Genomic DNA, 18,908 nt, shown 5'->3' on the forward strand with positions numbered 1-18,908 from the left:
GGGGGAAAGGGCCAATCGGTCGCGGTTCGCCGGCAACGGCTCAAAAATTCTTAGACGAACGCCGCCTGGGCTTGTTGCTGTAATTCACGCAAAGCATCAACAGCCCGATCTGCATCGCGCGACGGTACAAACAAATGCGCATGTTGACTGGCAGTCACCACGTTGGCCGAGATGTCTTTCACTGCCAACGCACTGGTCACCGACGCCGTCAGACCCACACTGTCCAAAGTGGAATCAACCATTAAGGTGATCTGCCGGAACGTGGTGTCAAAGATCATTCCCAAACGCACGGCTTCCGTGCGGGGCATGATCATTGAAAGCCCTTCATCCTCGACAAATATCGCGCGGGAAACTGAGATTGCATCCTGCGAGCCGGACGTGTTGAACATTGAGCAAAAGACAAAAGTTCCGGACTGAAGAACCGGCGCAAGGCTGGCGATAGTCTCGGCCAGTTCGCGTGAGGCCGTTGGCTCTTCGCTCATAAGTTAAATCCCAAAATTATTCACCTAGATGTAATAGGAGCTTTCTACCCCTGCATTTGGCGCAGAATTGAGGCAATCCGTGGGCATTTTGACCCTTTGCGACCGAAAAGCCGCAAGGTTGCGCCAAGGGCTTGTTGCATATGAGTATTTCTAATGCGCTTCTGCCCAGTTTGCGCCCTGCCCCGCATCAACAATCAGCGGCACATCAAGACGAACAGCAGGATCCGCCGCGCCCTCCATCACACCCTTTGCAATCTTGATCAGGTCATCAACGGCATCGTCACGCACTTCAAAGAGCAATTCGTCATGCACTTGAAGCAACATCGTGGCGGGCAGATCAGTGATCGCGTCTGGCATGCGGATCATCGCGCGACGGATCACATCAGCGGCGGTGCCTTGAATGGGCGCGTTGATGGCGGCGCGTTTGGCAAAGCCTGCATGGGGCCCGCGGTTGTTAATCTCGGGGGTGTTGATCTTCCGACCAAACAGCGTCTGGACGTAGTTGTGTTCCTTCGCGAAAGCTACGGTATCGTCCATATAGGTGCGTATACCGGGGAAGCGCTCAAAATACCGGTCGATGAAGCCCTGCGCCTCGTCCCTTGGGATCCGCAGGTTTCGGGCAAGCCCCCAGCCAGAGATGCCATAAATCACACCGAAGTTTATCGCCTTGGCCTGACGGCGGACATCCGGTGTCATCTCGTCCAGCGGCACATTGAACATTTCGGAGGCTGTGGCGGCGTGAATGTCCTGCCCTTCGCGGAACGCCTGTTTCAGCGCGTCGATCCCGGCGATGTGGGCGAGGATCCTGAGTTCGATCTGGCTGTAGTCCAGCGAGACCAGAGTGTGACCCTCGGTGGCGACAAAGGCCTCGCGAATGCGGCGGCCTTCTTCTGTGCGCACAGGGATGTTTTGCAGGTTCGGGTCAGTTGAAGCGAGGCGTCCGGTGTTGGCCCCAGCGATTGAATAGGAGGTGTGGACCCGGCCCGTGTCGGTATTGATGTGGTCTTGCAGAGCGTCCGTATAGGTTGATTTCAGCTTTTGCAGTTGCCGCCAGTCCAGCACGCGTCCGGGAAAGTCGTGTTCGGTCGCCAGGTCTTCCAGCACGTTCGCAGGTGTCGCGTATTTGCCGGTTTTGCCCTTTTTGCCGCCGGGCAGTGCCATGCGCTCGAACAGAATCTCGCCGACCTGTGCGGGGGACCCTACATTGAACTTCTCGCCCGCCAGTTCATGAATTTCATCCTCTAGCGCGGCCATCTTCTGGGCAAAGGCGTTGGACATGCGCGAAAGCACATCGCGGTCGACCTTGATGCCGGACATCTCCATTTCCGCCAGGACCGGCACCAGCGGGCGTTCCAGTGTTTCATAGACCGTGGTGACCTTGTTCTGGTGCAATTGCGGCTTGAAGGTCTGCCAGAGGCGCAGCGTAATATCGGCGTCTTCGCTGGCGTATTTTACGGCATCTTCCAGCGGCACACGGTCGAAAGTGATCTGGCTTTTGCCGGTGCCGAGAAGCGATTTAATCTCAATCGGGTGATGGCCCAGATAACGCTCGGACAGCAAATCCATGCCGTGGTTATGCAGGCCTCCGTGCATTGCGTAGGACATCAGCATCGTGTCGTCGATGGGGTCAATATTTATGCCGTAACGAGCCAGGATCTTGGCGTCGTATTTCATGTTTTGGCCGATTTTCAGAACCGAGGGGTCTTCCAGCATTGGCTTCAACATCTTCAACACGTCGTCGATGGGCATCTGTCCTTCAGCCAGATCGTCCGAACCGAACAAATCATCTGACGCCGCTGCTTTGTGGGCTACCGGCACGTAGGCCGCATGCCCGACTTCGACCGACAGGCAAACGCCCACCAGATCTGCGGTCATCTCGTTCAGGCCCGTCGTTTCGGTATCCACAGCCACCCAGCCGCGCGCGTAGGCCTGATCAATCCACGCCTGCAGCGTCTCTGCATCCCCAACCATCTGATAATTGGCGTGATCGAAAGGAATATCTTCCGGCGCGGCACCATCACCGCCTCCTTTAGGTTCAACTTCGGCAATAACCGGTGCTTCGGCCCCCAAAGCCTCGGCAACCCGTTTGGTGATCGTGCGAAACTCCATCTGGGTCAGGAACCCCAGCAGATCATCCGCGACCGGCTCCTTCACTTCCAGCGTGTCCAGCCCGTAGTCCAGCGCCATATCGCAATCCAGCGTCACCAAAGTCTTCGACAGACGGATCTGGTCAGCGTTATCAATCAGCGTCTGGCGACGCTTGGGCTGTTTGATCTCTTCGGCCCGCGCCAGCAGCGTTTCCAGATCGCCGTATTCATTAATTAGCAAAGCCGCGGTCTTCACCCCGATCCCGGGCGCGCCGGGCACATTATCGACGCTGTCACCAGCAAGCGCCTGCACGTCGATTACCCTGTCCGGCATCACGCCAAACTTGGCCACCACGCCATCACTGTCGATGCGGTTATTCTTCATGGCGTCGTACATCTCGACGCCACCGCCCACCAACTGCATCATATCTTTGTCGGACGAAATAATGGTGGCCCGACCACCAGCGTCGCGCGCGCGGCAGGCCAGGGTCGCGATGATATCGTCGGCTTCAAAACCTTCCTGTTCCAGACAGGCGATATTGAAGGCCCGCGTTGCATCGCGGGTCAGCGGCATCTGAGGGCGCAAGTCTTCGGGCATCTCATCCCGGTTGGCCTTGTAAAGATCGTAGAGATCGTTGCGAAACGTGTGGCTGCCCTTGTCGAACACCACCGCGGCATGGGTCGGCGCATCATCGCCCGTGTTTGCCTCGATCATCTTCCACAGCATATTGACGAAGCCCGAAACTGCCCCCACCGGCAACCCGTCGGACTGCCGCGTCAGTGGTGGCAACGCGTGATAAGCCCGGAATATAAACGCCGAACCGTCAATCAGATGCAGGTGGTGGCCCTTGCCAAACGCCATATTGCGTCTCCTTAAATCGTCTGTTGTCTGGACCTAAACAGCGGGTCCAAATTGTCGTTCGCGCAGCAGCTTCGCGCGCTTCTTGGCCAAAACTTCCTGTTGCGGCAACCAGTTATAATCGCCGTCTGTGCGCACAGGCGAGGTGAACAAAAACCCACCATACCGCCAGGGATCCAGCACGATACCGTCAATCATCGTATCCCCAATGCGCGAGACAATGGCTGTGGAATGCTCGATCCGAAACGGGTTATCGGAATTGGCAATGGCGCGATGGATCGAAAGGGTTTCAAACCCTTCGGCCTTCAGGCGCAGTTCCATATCCTCAGCCCAATGCCAGCAAAGCCCTCGCGGTTTCAGCCCGATATTCACCAGCGAATTATGGACCAGGGGCGCTGAGGTGATCTGATATTCTTCCTTTAAAACAGCGGTGTATTCATAAGCCAGACGCGCCGCACGATCCGCCTCAGCCGCATCGACCTCCGGTCCAAGCCCGCGGATGGATTTTGCCAGCTCAGCAATCTCCAGATTGCTGCCCGTCGGCAATTCCGTCTCTGACACACCACAGGCCGCCAAAAGCCCAAAGGCCAAAACCGCCACCAATCGCCTGATCATTCTCGAAACCTCATACCTTCTTCTGATCATAAATACTCCAGGGGGTCTCGGGGGACAGCGTCCCCCGGTGGATCGCCTCGTGAAGCGAGGGGAAACTAGCGTCCCTTAAATAACCCGCCCAATATGCCCCGCACAATCCGTCGTCCGGTTGTGCCTTTCAACTCTTTGACGACAATCTTGGCCAGCGCATCTCCGAACGCGCCGCTGGAGCGTGACGTTTTCCGCGATGTAGACCGCCCTACGCGTTCGCCTTTGTATCTTCGTCCCTTGCGATACTCGCGTTCTGCAGCTTCTGCTTCTTCCTCGCGCTTTTCTGCTTCTTCAGCATCCTTTGCCGCCTTCGCTGATCGCGCCATCAACACCTCGTAAGCGCTTTCGCGATCCTTCGCGGTGTCATATTTGCCGGCGATCGGGGAGGCCGCCATCGCGGTTTGGCGTTCGGCCGCCGTGATGGGCCCAAGTTGCGACGACGGCGGGCGGATCAATGTGCGTTCGACCACGCCAGGCGCGCCTTTCCTTTCCAGCATCGAGGTCACGGCCTCACCCACTCCGACCTCACGGATCGCATCTTCGGTCGAGAACCGGGGATTGTCGCGATAGGTTTCGGACGCCTGTCGCAGCTCGCGCCGGTCTTTGGCGGTAAAAGCCCGCAGGGCGTGCTGAATGCGATTGCCCAACTGGCCCAGAATATCTTCCGGCACGTCCGCCGGGTTCTGGGTCACGAAGTAAACGCCCACACCTTTGGATCGGATCAGCCGCGCGACTTGTTCCACCTTGTCGACCAGCGCCTTTGGTGCGTCGTCAAACAACAGATGGGCCTCGTCAAAAAAGAACACCAACCGGGGTTTGTCCGGATCACCCACTTCAGGCAATTCTTCAAACAATTCGGACAGAAGCCACAACAGCGTGGTGGCATAAAGTTTTGGCGCGCCCATCAGCTTGTCCGCAGCCAGGATGTTGATGCGCCCGCGCCCGTCGGTGTCGGTGCGCATAATGTCAGCCAGTTCCAACGCGGGCTCGCCAAAGAACTGCGTCGCGCCCTGGTTTTCCATAACCAGCAATCGTCTTTGGATCGCGCCAATCGAGGCGGTCGAGATATTTCCGTAGCGCAGCGACAGCGATTGGCGGTTTTCCCCCAGCCAAACCAGCAAGGCTTGTAGGTCTTTCAGGTCCAGAATTGGCCAGCCTTCTTCGTCGGCGACCCGCACCGCGATGTTCAGAATACCCTCCTGCGCCTCGGTCAGTTCCAGCAAGCGGGCCAGCAGCAGCGGCCCCATTTCGCTGACGGTCGTGCGAATCGGATGGCCCTGCTCGCCGTAAAGGTCCCAGAACGTGACTGGAAAGGCTTCGTATGTGTAGTCGTCGAAGCCGATTTTGCTGGCGCGCGAGGTGAACGCGTCATGCAGTTTGAAGTCTTCCCGGCCCGCTTTGGCCAGGCCTGACAAGTCACCTTTCACGTCCGACAAAAACACCGGAACACCATTGGCCGCAAAACTTTCAGCCATAATTTGCAGGGTGACGGTCTTACCTGTCCCGGTCGCCCCAGCGACCAAACCATGACGGTTCGCATACTTTAAAAGCAGCCCCTGCTTGTCGCCGTATTCCGGCCCGCCGCCGCCAATGAAAATCGTCTCGGACAAAGCATCCCCCATTTAATGCGCCGTTCATCGGCGCGAGCATAGCTTGTTAACTGATCTATGCCAGTATGAACCTGTCCCCGGTTGCATTCTGTGATCGGGCGACGACTTCCTCCCTGTCGACTGGCCGCGCGCAACCCGCGCGGCCTTTTTCTGTTTAGAATCTTACTTAAAAAAAAGTGATCAAATTCCGGTTGACGCAGGAATTTCTGTCACCTAGGGTCCCGCCAATGATAAGTCGGCCAGTCCGGCAGGGAGTGATAAGAAAGCAGGGTCCGTTCGGACCCTGCTTTTTTTGTGCTCACAATATTGCTATGGGCAACTGCTTGCCAAAGTCCGGATTACGGACTGACACCCCTATTTTGTCGTGCTAAAGCGCATGTCGAACAAATGGCACCCAGCGGGGAACGTAATGAATATATTTGGTCAAGTGATAACGACATCGGCTGCCGCATTTCTGGTTCTCGCGATGGCTGCACAAGCGCAGGACGCAACGACAGATAGCGATACAGGGACCAGCGGGACAGCTGCCAACGATCTTGCCTTGGGTGCAACCGACTCCGCTCAACCCCGCGTCGGCGAGACCTATATTCGCGAAACTTTCTCTGATTGGGAGCATCGCTGTGTTCTGACAGAAACCGGCAATGATCCCTGTCAACTTTACCAGCTATTGAGGGATTCTCAGGGAAATTCAGTGGCTGAGATGAACATCTTTCAGGTTCCGCCCGGAGGACCGGCGGCCGCTGGCGCAACAGTCATCACACCACTGGAAACCCTGCTCATTGAACAAGTGCGATTGTCGGTTGATGGTGGTCAGGCGAAAATTTACCCGTTCAGGTTCTGCACTGAAATCGGATGTATCTCGCGTATGGGTTTCACGGACGAGGATATCGATACTTTTAGACGTGGCGCATCAGCGATGATCCGCATCGTCCCGGCCGCGGCGCCGGACCAAACTGTCGACCTGACAATGTCACTTTCCGGGTTCACAGCCGGTTACGAGGCATTGATCGCGCTGACAGCAGAGTAATCCGGCAAGGGATCAATACTTAACGCGAATGCCTTTGTATTGCCGCGACAAGTTGAGCGGTTGAACCGTCCTTTTCAGAAGCATCCTGGGTACCATTGACCACTGGTTCCAAGGCAACGGCTAGTTCTTTGCCCAATTCAACTCCCCACTGATCATAGCTGTTGATCCCCAACATCGCGCCTTCGACGAATACGCGGTGCTCATAAAGCGCAATGATCTGACCCAATACAAACGGCGTCAGCTTTGGATACACCAAAGTAGTCGAGGGCCGGTTGCCCGGAAACACCCTGTGCCGGGCTTGGCGTTCAGCTTCGTCGCCAGTGGCACCTTTCGCAGCCATGATCGCACGCGCTTCATCCAGAGAACGGCCCCGCATCAAGGCTTCTGATTGAGCCAGACAGTTTGCCACCAACAACGTGTGCTGATGCGCCAGATCATCTTCAAAGCCTTCAGCGCCCACCATAAATTCACAGGGCACAACACGCGTCCCCTGATGGATCAACTGGTAAAATACATGCTGGCCGTTGGTGCCTAGTTCGCCCCATACAACCGGACCGCTATCAACGGTCAGATCGCTGCCGTCCATAGCAACGCGCTTACCGTTACTCTCCATTTCCAGCTGTTGAAGATAGGCCGGAAGACGCGACAAGCGTTGCTCATAGGGAAGAACCGCGCGCGTGGTGTGACCAAGTCCTTGATTGTGCCAGATACCCGTCAAGGCGAGCATGACTGGCAAGTTTTCCAAGGGTGTAGCACTGCGAAAGTGCAGATCCATCGCCTGACCACCGGACAAAAATGCCCGAAACGCCTCGCCTCCAATTGCGATCATCAACGGAAATCCAATTGGACCCCAAATCGAGTAGCGTCCGCCGACCCAGTCTTCGAACCCAAAAACCCGCGATGCATCAATCCCAAACGCGGTGGTTTTGTCGGTTGCCGAACTCAGTGCCGCAAACTGCGCACCGGGATTGGCGACCGTTTCGCTCATCCAAGCGCGAGCAGTCGCAGCATTCGTCATTGTTTCGATGGTTGTGAATGTTTTGGAGGCAACAACAACCAACGTCGTCGTCGCGTCCAGATTTCGAAGAACATCCGCTATATGCGCCCCATCGACGTTGGAAACATAATGGCAGTTGGGACCGTCGTGATAAGGCCCCATCGCCAGTGTCGCCATTGCTGGCCCAAGGTCTGAACCCCCGATGCCAATATTGACTACATCTGTGATTTTGCCACCGGATCCAGTGAAACGACCTTCGCGAACGTCGCCTGCAAATGTCTCCATCCGGCCCAGTGTCGCCAATACTTCGGGCATAACATTCTCGCCGTCCACGAAGACAGGATTGCCATCAAGGTTGCGGAGTGCAGTGTGCAGAACAGCGCGCCCCTCGGTATCGTTAATCTTTGCCCCGTTGAACATGGCCTCGCGTCGAACTGGGACACCAGCTTCTTGGTGGAGGTCCAGCAACACTTGCCGCCCGTCCTCATCCATCGAGGTCTTCGAATAATCAAATAACAGATCGCCTGCCGAAACAGAGAAATCGGCGGCTCTATCTGCATCATCAAATCGCTTCAGGATTGGAGTTTGCGCGGCCTCACGGGCTGCAATGGATAGCGAAGTCCAGTTCATCTTGCTCATCTCTTCAAGGCGCCCAATGAATGACCGCATGTCCCAGAACGGTAGAAATCGGAGCGTCTTCCGCTCCCAATTTTCGGGCTTTCTCAAGCGCTTCGCGCTTTGCATCGCCAGAAATCAATACATGTGTGCTCATAGCATGCTTCAGGACCGGCGCTGTCAGTGACAAACGCGGCTCGAGGTCACCGCCAGACGGGGTGATGGCCATCATCGCCGGTGCATGTGCATCCAAAGCGGCTGGTAACTCTGGGGCGCCGGGGAACAGAGATGCAGTGTGCATGTCGGCACCCATCCCAAGCAGCAGGATCGAGATCGGCAGGTCTTTCGCCAACTTATCCAGGACCTCGGGCCAGTCATTGTCAGTCTCAGGCACCAGACGTATGAAATTCGCCTTGGCGGCCCGCCCCGTCAAAAGGCGCTCACGAACCAGACGTTCATTGGATCGCGGATGATCCGCCGGCACCCGGCGTTCATCGGTAAGTAGAACGTTAACCCGTGGCCAATCCAGATCAGCTGCAGACAGGGCATCAAACATCGGCCCCGGCGTTGTTCCGCCCGGAACGGCTAACGATACGGTGTCATGTTCCAAAAGATGTGTGTTCAACTCGCCAGCAATTCGGTTTGCCAGATCCATCATCATCATTTCAGCATCGGGGTATTCAATCAGTTCCATTGCGCTGCCCATTAAAATCGCGTCGTTATGCCTTGATTTCCAACCACTTCCGCCCTTCGCGATACATCAGAACAGCGGCATCTTCCGGACCAGTCGAGTCAACTTCATAAGTTTGCGGCTTCTCACCGCGATTGGTCCATCCTTCGATGAGCGGATCCGTCCAGGCCCACGCAGCTTCGACCTCGTCGCCGCGCATAAACAATGTCTGGTTGCCTCGGATCACGTCCATAATCAGGCGTTCGTAAGCATCCGGCACGTTGTCTGCTTCCGGACCCAGTGCCTCGGCAAATGTCATGTCCAGCGGAACATCCACAAGACGCATGCCCCCTGGACCCGGTTCCTTAATCGTCACACCCAGCGTCATACCTTCGTTGGGCTGCAAACGAATGGACAGAATATTTCGGTGATGTCCCGCATCCTGGCCAAAGATCGAATGCGGGGCATCCTTAAAGACAATCGCGATTTCCGAAGCCCGCCCCTTTAGGCGCTTTCCCGTGCGCAGATAAAATGGCACTCCGGCCCACCGCCAGTTCGAGACGGTCAACTTCATTGCAATGAAGCTTTCGGTAATGCTGTCTGGGTTGCCGACTTCGTCCAGATAGCTTTCGCCCGACACATTGCTCACATATTGGCCCCGCACAATATCATCGCGTTCAATGGGCTCTAACGCACGAATAACTTTGAGCTTTTCGTCGCGAACGGCATCAGGGTTAAACCGCGACGGCGGTTCCATAGCGATCAGGCACAAAAGTTGCATCAGGTGATTTTGAACCATATCGCGCATAGCACCTGATTTATCGTAATAGGCGCCCCTGCCCCCAATCCCGACTGTTTCAGCCACTGTGATCTGCACATGATCCACGTATTGGGCGTTCCAAAGGGGTTCGAACAGGACATTCCCAAAGCGAACAGCCATAAGGTTCTGAACGGTTTCTTTGCCCAGATAGTGATCAATCCGATAGATCTGTTTTTCGTCGAAATGGTCGCGCAATGTCGCGTTCAACTCTTGTGCAGTGACCAGATCACGCCCAAAGGGCTTTTCAACGACGATCCGCGCCAATGGACCGGCTATCCCGTTGGAATGCAAGCGCTCTGCAAGGGCCCCGAACAGACTTGGACCAACCGAAAAGTAGAACGCCTGCACAACATCATAGCGCACAAGTTCCTTCAGCTTCGACCAGCCACCCTCGCCCGTTGCATCGATGGAAACATAGTTCAGCCTTGCGAGGAACCGGTCCACATCGGCCTGCGGGCGATTTGAAGGTTCGACGAATTCCTCGAAGGCGCCTTGAATAAGTGCGCGAAACCCATCGTCGTCCATATCAGATCGGGCTGCTCCGATAATACGGGCGTCATCCGGCATCTGACCCGACCGAAAACGTCGAAACAGGCCTGGCAGGATCTTACGGCGCGCCAAATCGCCCGTGCCGCCAAAGATTACCAGATCAAACGTATCCACTGGAATGACGCGCGAAACCATTGCTCAATCCCTCAAATTCTCAGTTAGTATTACCGCTAACATTCAATTGCCGCAGCCGATAACCGGAATTCATCACCAAGTCCAGACTGGTCTTGGCACATCACAACTGCGTGGTAATGAAAACCTTTATCTTTCCGACCCACACTTCAAGCCCTAACTAAGTCGCAACCGACGTCTGAGAGGCGGAAAATGAAAGACCAAATCGACATTCGGGCGAATGCTCACAAATTTCAGGACCCGTTCTTGACGGCAAAGGGTGAAGACCGCGCCGAGGTGGCGCTCACCAATCCTGAAACCTTGTGGTTCAACACCGGCACGCTGTGCAACATCGAATGCGCAAGCTGCTATATCCAGTCGTCGCCCACCAATGACCGGTTGGTCTATATTACTGCCGATGAAGTGTCTGACTATCTGGACCAGCTGGAATTTCGCAATTGGAATGTTCGTGAAATTGCCTTTACCGGCGGCGAGCCTTTCATGAACCCTGACATGATCGAAATCACCCGTCGATCTCTGGCACGCGGATACGAGGTTCTTATCCTGACGAATGCGATGCGCCCGATGATGCGCAAAGCCGTAAAAGCTGGGCTGGTCGATCTCCAAAATCAATTTGGCGACAAACTTACCTTGCGAATATCCGTCGACCACTGGAGCGCCAAACATCACGATGTCGAGCGCGGCATAGGCAGTTTTGATCGCACACTGGACGGCATGCGATGGCTTAAAAGTGCCGGCATCCGAATGGCAGTCGCTGGGCGCACCGTCTGGGGCGAAACCGAAGCCCAATCCCGCGAAGGTTATGCGCGTCTTTATGCAAGCGAAGGGTTTGACATCGAAGCACAGAACCCCGGCATGACGGTTTTATTCCCAGAAATGGATGAAACCGTCGAGGTGCCTGAAATCACTGCTGCGTGTTGGGGCATCCTTGGTAAATCCCCTGATGCGGTGATGTGCTCATCGTCCCGCATGGTGGTCAAACGCAAAGGCGCAGAAAAGCCAGCGGTCCTTGCCTGCACCCTTCTGCCCTACGATGCTGAATTTGAACTTGGCACTACTCTGGAAGAGGCTGAAAAACCTGTGCGCCTCAATCATCCGCATTGCGCCAAATTTTGTGTCCTCGGCGGCGCCAGCTGCTCGGCCTGAAATTACGCCTGATCCATAGCACTTTCTTTCTGGCAAAATACTCCGGGGAGTCGCCCGAAAGGGCGGCAGGGCAGCACCCCTGTTAATCAAATGGCCGCGCCCAACAGGCGCGGCCTCGTCTCGGCCGACAAAGGCGGGTTGAAATCTATTCTTCCAGTTCCGCGTCCCAGTATAGAAAATCGACCCAGGTCGCATGCAAATGGTTCGGCGGAAATTTTCGACCAGTATTGCGCAATTCTTCGGCGGCCGGTCGCCGTGGCGGACGTTGCAAAGACATCCCCACCTGCCGCAAAGACCGTGACCCTTTTTTGAGGTTACACCTGGAACAAGCCGCCACCACATTTTCCCAACTGGTGATCCCGCCACGCGCGCGGGGCACGACATGATCGAAAGTCAGATCACCGCGTGCGCCGCAATACTGGCAGCAAAACTGATCCCGCAAGAATAAATTAAACCGCGTAAAGGCCACTCGTTTCTGGGGTTGCACATAGTCCTTCAGAACCACAACCGATGGTATCTTGATCTCGGTTGAAGGACTGCGCACCACCTTGTCGTATTCCGCAACAATATCCACGCGGTCTAACCAGACCGCTTTGATCGCATCCTGCCAGGGCCATAGCGACAAAGGGTAATACGACAAAGGTCTGTAATCCGCATTCAACACAAGTGCCGGATTGTGTCGTAGAGAATTCGGCTCCCGCACGAAACTCGTTCTGAATTCTGTATTCATACCAAACTCCGATGCCGCCCAAACTGCTCTTTTTTGGCACCCGGACGGGACGGCCCGTCCCGGCATTTGCATCGGACTATATATGGCGCTCGCTATCAGGCAAGCCTCATTATCTAGCTCGGTCCATGCCTATATGCCGGAACTGAATGACTATTTTGTGACGGTATGCGGAACATTCAGCGGAAACCCCTTCGAGAAAGGCACGCTTTAGTCAGAGGGATTTGGGTTCAACGCCTCATGAATAAAGCCCAATGCAATTGACAGCCCGTCCGGTGCAATTCCATGGGCCGTCCCTTCCATGACATGACCAAAGACCTGAAACTCGGCACCTTGCAGCGCGGCACCGGCATTTTGCATTTCCTCAAAGGGAACTACATCATCGGCGTCGCCGTGGACCAACAATACTGGCGGTCTGGACAAAGTCTCTGATTGCAGTGCCTCGGGGAACATCAAGCGTCCGGAAAACCCAACGATACCTGCCACAGGTTCCGCCCGGCGCGGCGCGACATGTAGGCTCATCATCGTGCCCTGAGAGAATCCGAACAGCACCAGCCGATCTGGCGACAAGCCCTCGTCTGCCAACACCTTGTCAATAAAATCATTCAGGACCTTGGCCGACCGCATCAACCCTTCCGCAGCAGCACTTTCAGACGAACCGTCGATCCACGGTATCGGGAACCACTGGAACCCCATCGGATTGGCCATTGAACGATCCGGTGCATTCGGCGCGACAAAAACTGTATCCGGTAGATGCTGCGCCAGAGGCTCAGCCAACCCCAGTAAATCACCTCCATCAGCCCCATAGCCGTGCAGGAACATGACAACAGAGCTATCTTCGCCCGATGCCGACCCACGCCGCTTAAATTCTAATTCGCTCACCGGATGCCCTCGCGTTTTTTATCCACTCGGTAGTAGGCCCACAAAAGCCGGGCCGCAACTCCTCGCCAGGGTGCCCAATCTTCAGACATCCGCCGCAGCTCTTTTTCGCTTGGGCGGTCTGGCAGATCGAACAAAACCCTCGCCGATTCCTGCAGTGCCAAATCACCCGGCGCAAAGACATCCGCCCGGCCCAACGAGAACATTGCATAGATCTCGGCCGTCCAGGCCCCAATCCCAGGCACCTCGATCAAGGTCTTGATCACATCGCCAGTTGGCATGGTTCTGAGACCCTGAAAACGAATACCGGATTCTGACAACGCCCGCGCATATCGAATTTTCTGACGCGACAGTCCACAGGCCCGCAATTCGTCGTCGCTGGCCCATTTGATCTTGCGCGGGCCGGTCAGACCCGCTGCCTTCAAGCGCCCCCAAATAGCATTTGCGGCCGCAACTGAAACCTGTTGGCTGACAATCGCATCCAACAGCGACGCAAACCCGTCGCTGCGCAACCGCAACGGCAAAGGGCCGGTCAATTCCAACGCCTGAGCAAACCTCTGGTCGTGACCCGCCAACCAATCAGCGCCTTCGGCAACGCAGGCAGGTGTTTTGATTATCCGACCAACAGAGTTGTCCACTCGTCCCCCCTGAACCGTTGTGTGCAGTCGCTGAAACCTACCCCCCGGCCACGCCATTTGAAAGCACAAGTCACGTGACGATTTCTGCACAGTGAAGTGTCTTGCCGCCATTCTGGCACAGGCATATGCAATGCCCATGACCGAAGCTCCGAACGATAGCCGCACGCGGCGCAATGTGATGGTTTTGATCGCCGCACAGGCCGTTCTGGGCTCGCAGATGCCAATGATATTCATCGTTGGTGGTCTGGCCGGGCAATCGCTAGCGCCAAATATCTGTCTGGCAACGCTGCCGATTTCGCTGATTATCGTCGGATCAATGCTTACGGCGTCGCCATTGTCGGCTGTCATGCAGCGCTTTGGACGCAAGGCCGGGTTCTTCGTTGGCGTCACCGGCGGAACCTTGGGCGCCGCAATTGGTGCAGCCGGGCTTTTAAGCGCAATCATTGGGCCGCAACTTGTTAAAGTGACTGCCGAAGCTATGGTGGTGCCGTTTTTGGGGACCTATCTGGCGGTCATCGCGTTGAATATCATCGGCTCGTCGGTGTTTTTGTTCCTCGACACGCCAAGGCCACGCAAAAACCCCGAAGCATCTGGCCCCGGACGGTCCCGGTGGGAATTGCTGAAGACACCCGAAGTTGCGGTCGCCATCATCATCGCTATGGTTGCCTATGCCTTGATGAACCTTGTCATGACATCGACTCCGTTGGCCGTCGTAGGCTGCGGATACACGACACATAACGCAGCTGATGTGGTCATGGGCCACGTTCTGGCGATGTTCGCTCCCTCATTCGTAACCGGTCATTTAATCCACCGGTTTGGCACCGAACGCATTATTGCGATTGGTCTGATCATTCTCTTTGGCGCAGGTGCCGTCGCTTTGGCGGGCACCGAACTCATGAACTTCTTTATCGCCCTGATCTTATTGGGCCTCGGCTGGAATTTCACGTTCATTGGGGCCACGACCATGCTTTCCCACACACACACACAGGAAGAACGCGGGCGTGTTCAGGGGATGAACGACATGATGGTAATGGGGGGCGTCACCGTTGCCTCGCTGTCATCCGGCGGTCTGATGAATTGTTCGGGCGGCGATGTTGTTCAGGGTTGGAATGCCGTTAATCTGGCGATGGGTCCATTCCTGGTGTTGGCTGGTGGTGCGCTAATCTGGCTGTTGCTTCGCGCGCGCAACAGCGACGGGCTGGCGTCCTGACGGGAGCGTTCAGAGCTTCAACGACTGCCAAAGCAAGCTGACACGCTTTCTAATTTCAACCCGATCCAATTCGCCGTTCGCAACGCGCGAGGGATCGGCAATGACCTGATTGAGAATTGCTCGAGATCGCCAACCTGAAAGCGCTGCGACTCGCGCCAGCTTATCAATCTCAGCAAGGCGCAGTTCCGACAATCCATCCCGCGCCAACTGCCGAATGGCGTCCGCACGCCCATCCACCAAGGGCACCCTACCCCGCGATTCCAGCTTTGGAATTGCGGCAAAGAAATTCGCCAAGGCAGAGGTCTTGCCGACGGCGCGGACGCCGTTTTCAGATGAACTTCCCAAAGCGCGCGCGGTTACCCACATCAGACCGCCACCGGTGTCACCCAGATACTCAGAAAAATGCCCCGCATCCTCGAAAGCATCCTTGTAGATATCCCAACGGCGGGCTTGCACAGCTTTATCCAGAACCTCGCACGCGGTCTCATCAAGCACTGCCGCCAACGGCGTGGTGACCTCATGTTTGCGCACCGTTGTGCCGCTGGCAATTTCTTCCAAGGCGTCCCGCCACCATTGCAGGCGCATCTCAGCAATCATCGGCTCTTCTGTCACCCAGGGCGCGCGCGCAACCTCAACATTAAATGCATAGATGGGAAACAAGATCTCCCGTGCCGCAACTGGCACCGCCATCGCAGCGCGAAACCTGTCGGGGTCGCCCTTGCGAACGATGTCAGCGCAAGCCTGCAGGCTCACTCGGCGGCCCCAACAACAGCGCTGTTGTCGTGCGCCAGTTTCCAGTTGATCGCGTCCAGCAGTGCCTCAAATGAAGCGTCCACGATGTTCGCAGAAACGCCCACTGTGGCCCATGCACGACCCTGATCATCAGCAAAATCGATAATGACCCGCGTCACCGCTTCCGTTCCGCCTTGAGTAATGCGCACGCGAAAGTCTGTAAGACGCATATCTTCGACCATGTCCTGATACGGGCCTAGGTCGGACTTTAGCGCCTGCCACAAGGCGTTGACCGGCCCGTCATCCTGAATGTCCTGCGAGTGTTCGTTTTTGAAAAAGCTCGTGCGTGCGCCTTCGCGTGTAGACGTGGTCACGACTGCTTCGGACTCCACGACAATTTCGCCACGGGCATTGCGTCTGCGTTCGGTGATCACGCGGTACCGCTCAACCTCGAAAAACTCTGGCGCCAATCCTATTTCGCGGCGTGCCAGCAACTCGAAACTTGCCTGAGCACTGTCGTAAGCATAACCGTCCGTTTCACGCGCCTTCACGGTGTCCAGGATACGCGACAATGCAGGGTCGCCTTTTTGCGCATCGATGCCCATTTCAGCCAGCCGACGTAGCAAATTCGACTGCCCAGCCTGATTTGACATTGGGACAATGCGGGTGTTGCCAACAGCTTTTGGTTCAATGTGTTCGTATGTCGTCGGGTCTTTGACAATCGCACTGGCATGCAGCCCGGCCTTATGCGCAAAGGCCGATGCCCCGACATAGGGCGCGGATCGAAGCGGCACCCGGTTCAGGATGTCATCCAACATGCGACTGGTGTGCGTCAACTCGGCCAGCGCGTCCATGCCAACACCGATTTCAAACTGGCTCTTGTATGGTTCCTTCAACAAAAGCGTGGGAATGATCGTGGTCAGATTAGCGTTGCCGCAACGTTCCCCAAGTCCATTCAGGGTGCCTTGGATCTGTCGAGCACCGGCATCGACGGCCGCCAATGTCCCAGCAACCGCATTGCCCGTATCGTCATGGGTATGGATGCCCAAGCGGTCGCCCGAGATTCCCGAGGCGATCACCCTGGCTGTGATATCGCCAACCTCGCTTGGCAATGCGCCACCATTGGTGTCGCAGAGTACGACCCATCTGGCACCAGCCTCGTATGCGGCGTGCAGACACTCGAGCGCATATTCAGGATTGGCTTTGTAGCCGTCAAAGAAATGCTCGGCATCAAACAATGCCTCGCGTCCCTGAGCCACCAAATGCGCCACCGATGCGCGAATGTTTTCGCGGTTTTCTTCCAAAGTGATGCCAAGCGCCTTGTCGACATGAAAGTCATGGGTTTTGCCCACCAAACAAACCGCTGGGGTATTGGCATTCAACACAGCCGCTAAAACATCGTCGTTTTCAGCACTGCGTCCGGCGCGCTTGGTCATTCCAAAGGCTGTAAACGTGGCCCTCGTCTGAGGTCGGTGATCGAAAAACGCACTGTCGGTCGGATTGGCCCCCGGCCACCCGCCTTCGATGTAATCCACACCTAACGTATCCAGTGCGCGCGCAATCTGCGTCTTTTCATCCGATGAAAACTGCACGCCTTGAGTCTGCTGCCCATCGCGCAACGTTGTATCGAAAAGGGATAGATGCTCGCGTGTCATCGCAGGGTCTCCAGTTTTGTTGGGTCAAACCCATCCGCAGGGAATAGCTCGACGCCCGCTTTACTCATCCGCACTTCAACGCCTGCCGACATCAATCCAGTCTTCAGCGCATCCACTTTGGAGAAATCTTTGCTGACCATGGCCGCTTCGCGGGCCTTGACCAAAAGTTCGGCAAATTCGGCCAGTCGATCCTGACCGGCGTCCACCCAGGCAGGCACGCCACCATCCATCAGGCCAACCAATTGCAAACCAGCGCGTAAACCCGCGCCGTCACCGCTTGCATGAAGTTTATGCAGTTCAGACAGCGCAGCATGCGTGTTCAGATCATCGGCAAGCGCATTCACCACAGCGCTGGGCATCTCCGCAGCTGCCGTGGCTTCACCGGCAAGCCGATACCACTTGCGCAAGGTCGCTTTGGCCTCGCGCGCTTTTTCGGCTGTCCAATCCATCGGCTTGCGATAATGCGTGGACAGGAAGACATAGCGGATCACTTCACCTTCGACGCCCTGATCCAACAGATCGCGCACAGTAAAAAAATTGCCCAACGACTTGGACATTTTCTTTCCCTCGACCTGAAGCATCTCGTTGTGCATCCAGACGCGTGCAAAGCCATGGCCCATGCACTTTGATTGAGCGATCTCGTTTTCGTGGTGCGGAAACTGCAAATCATTGCCGCCCCCATGAATGTCAAAGGTTTCGCCTAGCAACTCATAAGCCATGGCCGAGCATTCGATATGCCACCCAGGGCGTCCCCTGCCCCAAGGGCTCTCCCAACCCGGAGTTTGATCGTCCGACGGCTTCCATAGCACAAAGTCCATCGGGTCTTCTTTGTATGGCGCAACTTCCACACGTGCTCCGGCGATCATGTCGTCAACCGAGCGGCCCGACAGCGCACCATATTCGTCGTAGGACCGGACACGAAACAGAACATGCCCTTCCGCTTCATAGGCCTGGCCACGATCTATCAACTCTTCGATCATCGTGACCATCTGCAACGTCCATTCGGTCGCACGCGGCATTTCATCCGGCGCGTCCGCGCCAAGAGCGGCCATATCATCCAGGTACCATGCGATGGTTTCATCTGTGATGTCGCGAATGGGTCGACCGGTTTCGCGAGACCGCGCGTTGATCTTGTCATCAATGTCCGTGAAGTTGCGCGCGTAGGTGACATGCTCTGCCCCAAACACATGCCGCAGCAAACGATTCAGAACATCGAAAACCACGACAGGTCGCGCGTTGCCCAGATGCGCACGGTCGTACACCGTCGGACCACAGACATACATCCGCACATTCAATGGATCAATGGGCGCGAACGGCTCTTTCCGGCGGTTTGCCGTATTGTAGAGCGTGATTTCCGTCATAGCCTATTCCTTCGGGCATAAGTGTCCCGCGCGGGCTTTAACAAGGTCAGAGTTTGGATAAAAGAGG

At 56.1% G+C, this 18,908-nt stretch carries 16 protein-coding genes; 3 read left to right on the plus strand and 13 right to left on the minus strand.

Going from position 1 to position 18,908, the window contains the following annotated elements; genetic code table 11:
* Positions 1–50 precede the first annotated feature (50 nt).
* The 4 genes from GKR98_05120 to GKR98_05135 all read right to left on the minus strand — a co-directional run bounded on the left by GKR98_05120 (position 51) and on the right by GKR98_05135 (position 5,683).
* Positions 51–482 (minus strand): ACT domain-containing protein, encoded by a 432-nt coding sequence (locus GKR98_05120; GenBank protein ID QMU57636.1) that lies wholly within the window; start codon positions 480–482, stop codon positions 51–53.
* Between the two features lie 150 nt (positions 483–632).
* Complete coding sequence (gene polA, locus GKR98_05125; GenBank protein QMU57637.1) at positions 633–3,431, minus strand: DNA polymerase I; 2,799 nt, start codon at positions 3,429–3,431, stop codon at positions 633–635.
* Positions 3,432–3,464: 33 nt separating this feature from the next.
* Complete coding sequence (locus GKR98_05130) at positions 3,465–4,043, minus strand: hypothetical protein (GenBank protein QMU57638.1); 579 nt, start codon at positions 4,041–4,043, stop codon at positions 3,465–3,467.
* Between the two features lie 95 nt (positions 4,044–4,138).
* The gene (locus GKR98_05135; GenBank protein QMU57639.1) at positions 4,139–5,683 is read right to left on the minus strand and encodes a DUF853 family protein; all 1,545 of its coding nucleotides are present in this window, start codon (positions 5,681–5,683) and stop codon (positions 4,139–4,141) included.
* 409 nt (positions 5,684–6,092) lie between these two features.
* On the opposite strand from GKR98_05135, the gene GKR98_05140 reads away from it, so the two are divergent.
* The gene (locus tag GKR98_05140) at positions 6,093–6,710 is read left to right on the plus strand and encodes an invasion associated locus B family protein (GenBank protein QMU57640.1); all 618 of its coding nucleotides are present in this window, start codon (positions 6,093–6,095) and stop codon (positions 6,708–6,710) included.
* Positions 6,711–6,729: 19 nt separating this feature from the next.
* Here the strand turns inward: GKR98_05140 and GKR98_05145 are convergent, their stop codons facing one another.
* Genes GKR98_05145 through zwf form a run of 3 tightly spaced genes read right to left on the minus strand, consistent with a single transcriptional unit; the run spans position 6,730 to position 10,496 of the window.
* Positions 6,730–8,337: a glucose-6-phosphate isomerase gene (locus GKR98_05145; GenBank protein QMU59974.1), complete on the minus strand. Its 1,608-nt coding sequence runs from the start codon at positions 8,335–8,337 to the stop codon at positions 6,730–6,732.
* A 13-nt stretch (positions 8,338–8,350) separates the two neighbouring features.
* Positions 8,351–9,016 carry a 6-phosphogluconolactonase gene (pgl, locus tag GKR98_05150; protein QMU57641.1) on the minus strand — a complete coding sequence of 222 codons (666 nt, stop codon included), beginning with the start codon at positions 9,014–9,016 and terminating at the stop codon, positions 8,351–8,353.
* 25 nt (positions 9,017–9,041) lie between these two features.
* Positions 9,042–10,496 carry a glucose-6-phosphate dehydrogenase gene (zwf, locus tag GKR98_05155; GenBank protein QMU57642.1) on the minus strand — a complete coding sequence of 485 codons (1,455 nt, stop codon included), beginning with the start codon at positions 10,494–10,496 and terminating at the stop codon, positions 9,042–9,044.
* A gap of 189 nt (positions 10,497–10,685) precedes the next feature.
* Here zwf and GKR98_05160 point away from each other — a divergent pair, with 189 nt between their 5' ends.
* Complete coding sequence (locus GKR98_05160; GenBank protein QMU57643.1) at positions 10,686–11,639, plus strand: radical SAM protein; 954 nt, start codon at positions 10,686–10,688, stop codon at positions 11,637–11,639.
* Between the two features lie 145 nt (positions 11,640–11,784).
* Here the strand turns inward: GKR98_05160 and GKR98_05165 are convergent, their stop codons facing one another.
* The 3 genes from GKR98_05165 to GKR98_05175 form a co-directional block, all read right to left on the minus strand.
* The gene (locus GKR98_05165; protein ID QMU57644.1) at positions 11,785–12,369 is read right to left on the minus strand and encodes an HNH endonuclease; all 585 of its coding nucleotides are present in this window, start codon (positions 12,367–12,369) and stop codon (positions 11,785–11,787) included.
* 207 nt (positions 12,370–12,576) lie between these two features.
* Entirely contained in the window at positions 12,577–13,188 is a 612-nt protein-coding gene (locus GKR98_05170; GenBank protein ID QMU59975.1) for a prolyl oligopeptidase family serine peptidase, read from the minus strand.
* A 56-nt stretch (positions 13,189–13,244) separates the two neighbouring features.
* A complete protein-coding gene (locus GKR98_05175) occupies positions 13,245–13,940 on the minus strand; it encodes a DNA-3-methyladenine glycosylase 2 family protein (GenBank protein ID QMU59976.1) in 696 nt (231 codons plus the stop codon).
* A gap of 79 nt (positions 13,941–14,019) precedes the next feature.
* On the opposite strand from GKR98_05175, the gene GKR98_05180 reads away from it, so the two are divergent.
* Entirely contained in the window at positions 14,020–15,093 is a 1,074-nt protein-coding gene (locus GKR98_05180; protein ID QMU57645.1) for an MFS transporter, read from the plus strand.
* Positions 15,094–15,102: 9 nt separating this feature from the next.
* On the opposite strand, the gene GKR98_05185 is transcribed toward GKR98_05180, so the two are convergent.
* Genes GKR98_05185 through GKR98_05195 form a run of 3 tightly spaced genes read right to left on the minus strand, consistent with a single transcriptional unit; the run spans position 15,103 to position 18,841 of the window.
* Entirely contained in the window at positions 15,103–15,846 is a 744-nt protein-coding gene (locus GKR98_05185; GenBank protein ID QMU57646.1) for a phytoene synthase, read from the minus strand.
* On the minus strand, positions 15,843–17,480 hold the full coding sequence (locus tag GKR98_05190) for a citramalate synthase (GenBank protein QMU57647.1): 1,638 nt from the start codon (positions 17,478–17,480) through the stop codon (positions 15,843–15,845). The genes GKR98_05185 and GKR98_05190 overlap by 4 nt, the downstream gene beginning before the upstream one ends.
* A complete protein-coding gene (locus GKR98_05195) occupies positions 17,477–18,841 on the minus strand; it encodes a cysteine--tRNA ligase (protein QMU57648.1) in 1,365 nt (454 codons plus the stop codon). Before GKR98_05195 ends, GKR98_05190 begins: the two co-directional genes overlap by 4 nt.
* Positions 18,842–18,908: the final 67 nt, after the last annotated feature.

This window comes from Boseongicola sp. (assembly GCA_014075275.1).
Lineage (GTDB): Bacteria > Pseudomonadota > Alphaproteobacteria > Rhodobacterales > Rhodobacteraceae.

Bases quoted from the DNA above. Each gene is read 5' to 3' on its own strand.
- GKR98_05120 (QMU57636.1), bottom strand. From the start codon at position 482: ATGAGCGAAGAGCCAACGGCCTCACGCGAACTGGCCGAGACTATCGCC.
- GKR98_05180 (QMU57645.1), top strand. From the start codon at position 14,020: ATGACCGAAGCTCCGAACGATAGCCGCACGCGGCGCAATGTGATGGTT.
- zwf (QMU57642.1), bottom strand. From the start codon at position 10,496: ATGGTTTCGCGCGTCATTCCAGTGGATACGTTTGATCTGGTAATCTTT.
- pgl (QMU57641.1), bottom strand. From the start codon at position 9,016: ATGGAACTGATTGAATACCCCGATGCTGAAATGATGATGATGGATCTG.
- polA (QMU57637.1), bottom strand. From the start codon at position 3,431: ATGGCGTTTGGCAAGGGCCACCACCTGCATCTGATTGACGGTTCGGCG.
- GKR98_05195 (QMU57648.1), bottom strand. From the start codon at position 18,841: ATGACGGAAATCACGCTCTACAATACGGCAAACCGCCGGAAAGAGCCG.
- GKR98_05130 (QMU57638.1), bottom strand. From the start codon at position 4,043: ATGATCAGGCGATTGGTGGCGGTTTTGGCCTTTGGGCTTTTGGCGGCC.
- GKR98_05190 (QMU57647.1), bottom strand. From the start codon at position 17,480: ATGACACGCGAGCATCTATCCCTTTTCGATACAACGTTGCGCGATGGG.
- GKR98_05170 (QMU59975.1), bottom strand. From the start codon at position 13,188: ATGTTCCTGCACGGCTATGGGGCTGATGGAGGTGATTTACTGGGGTTG.
- GKR98_05140 (QMU57640.1), top strand. From the start codon at position 6,093: ATGAATATATTTGGTCAAGTGATAACGACATCGGCTGCCGCATTTCTG.
- GKR98_05160 (QMU57643.1), top strand. From the start codon at position 10,686: ATGAAAGACCAAATCGACATTCGGGCGAATGCTCACAAATTTCAGGAC.
- GKR98_05175 (QMU59976.1), bottom strand. From the start codon at position 13,940: ATGGCGTGGCCGGGGGGTAGGTTTCAGCGACTGCACACAACGGTTCAG.
- GKR98_05145 (QMU59974.1), bottom strand. From the start codon at position 8,337: ATGAACTGGACTTCGCTATCCATTGCAGCCCGTGAGGCCGCGCAAACT.
- GKR98_05165 (QMU57644.1), bottom strand. From the start codon at position 12,369: ATGAATACAGAATTCAGAACGAGTTTCGTGCGGGAGCCGAATTCTCTA.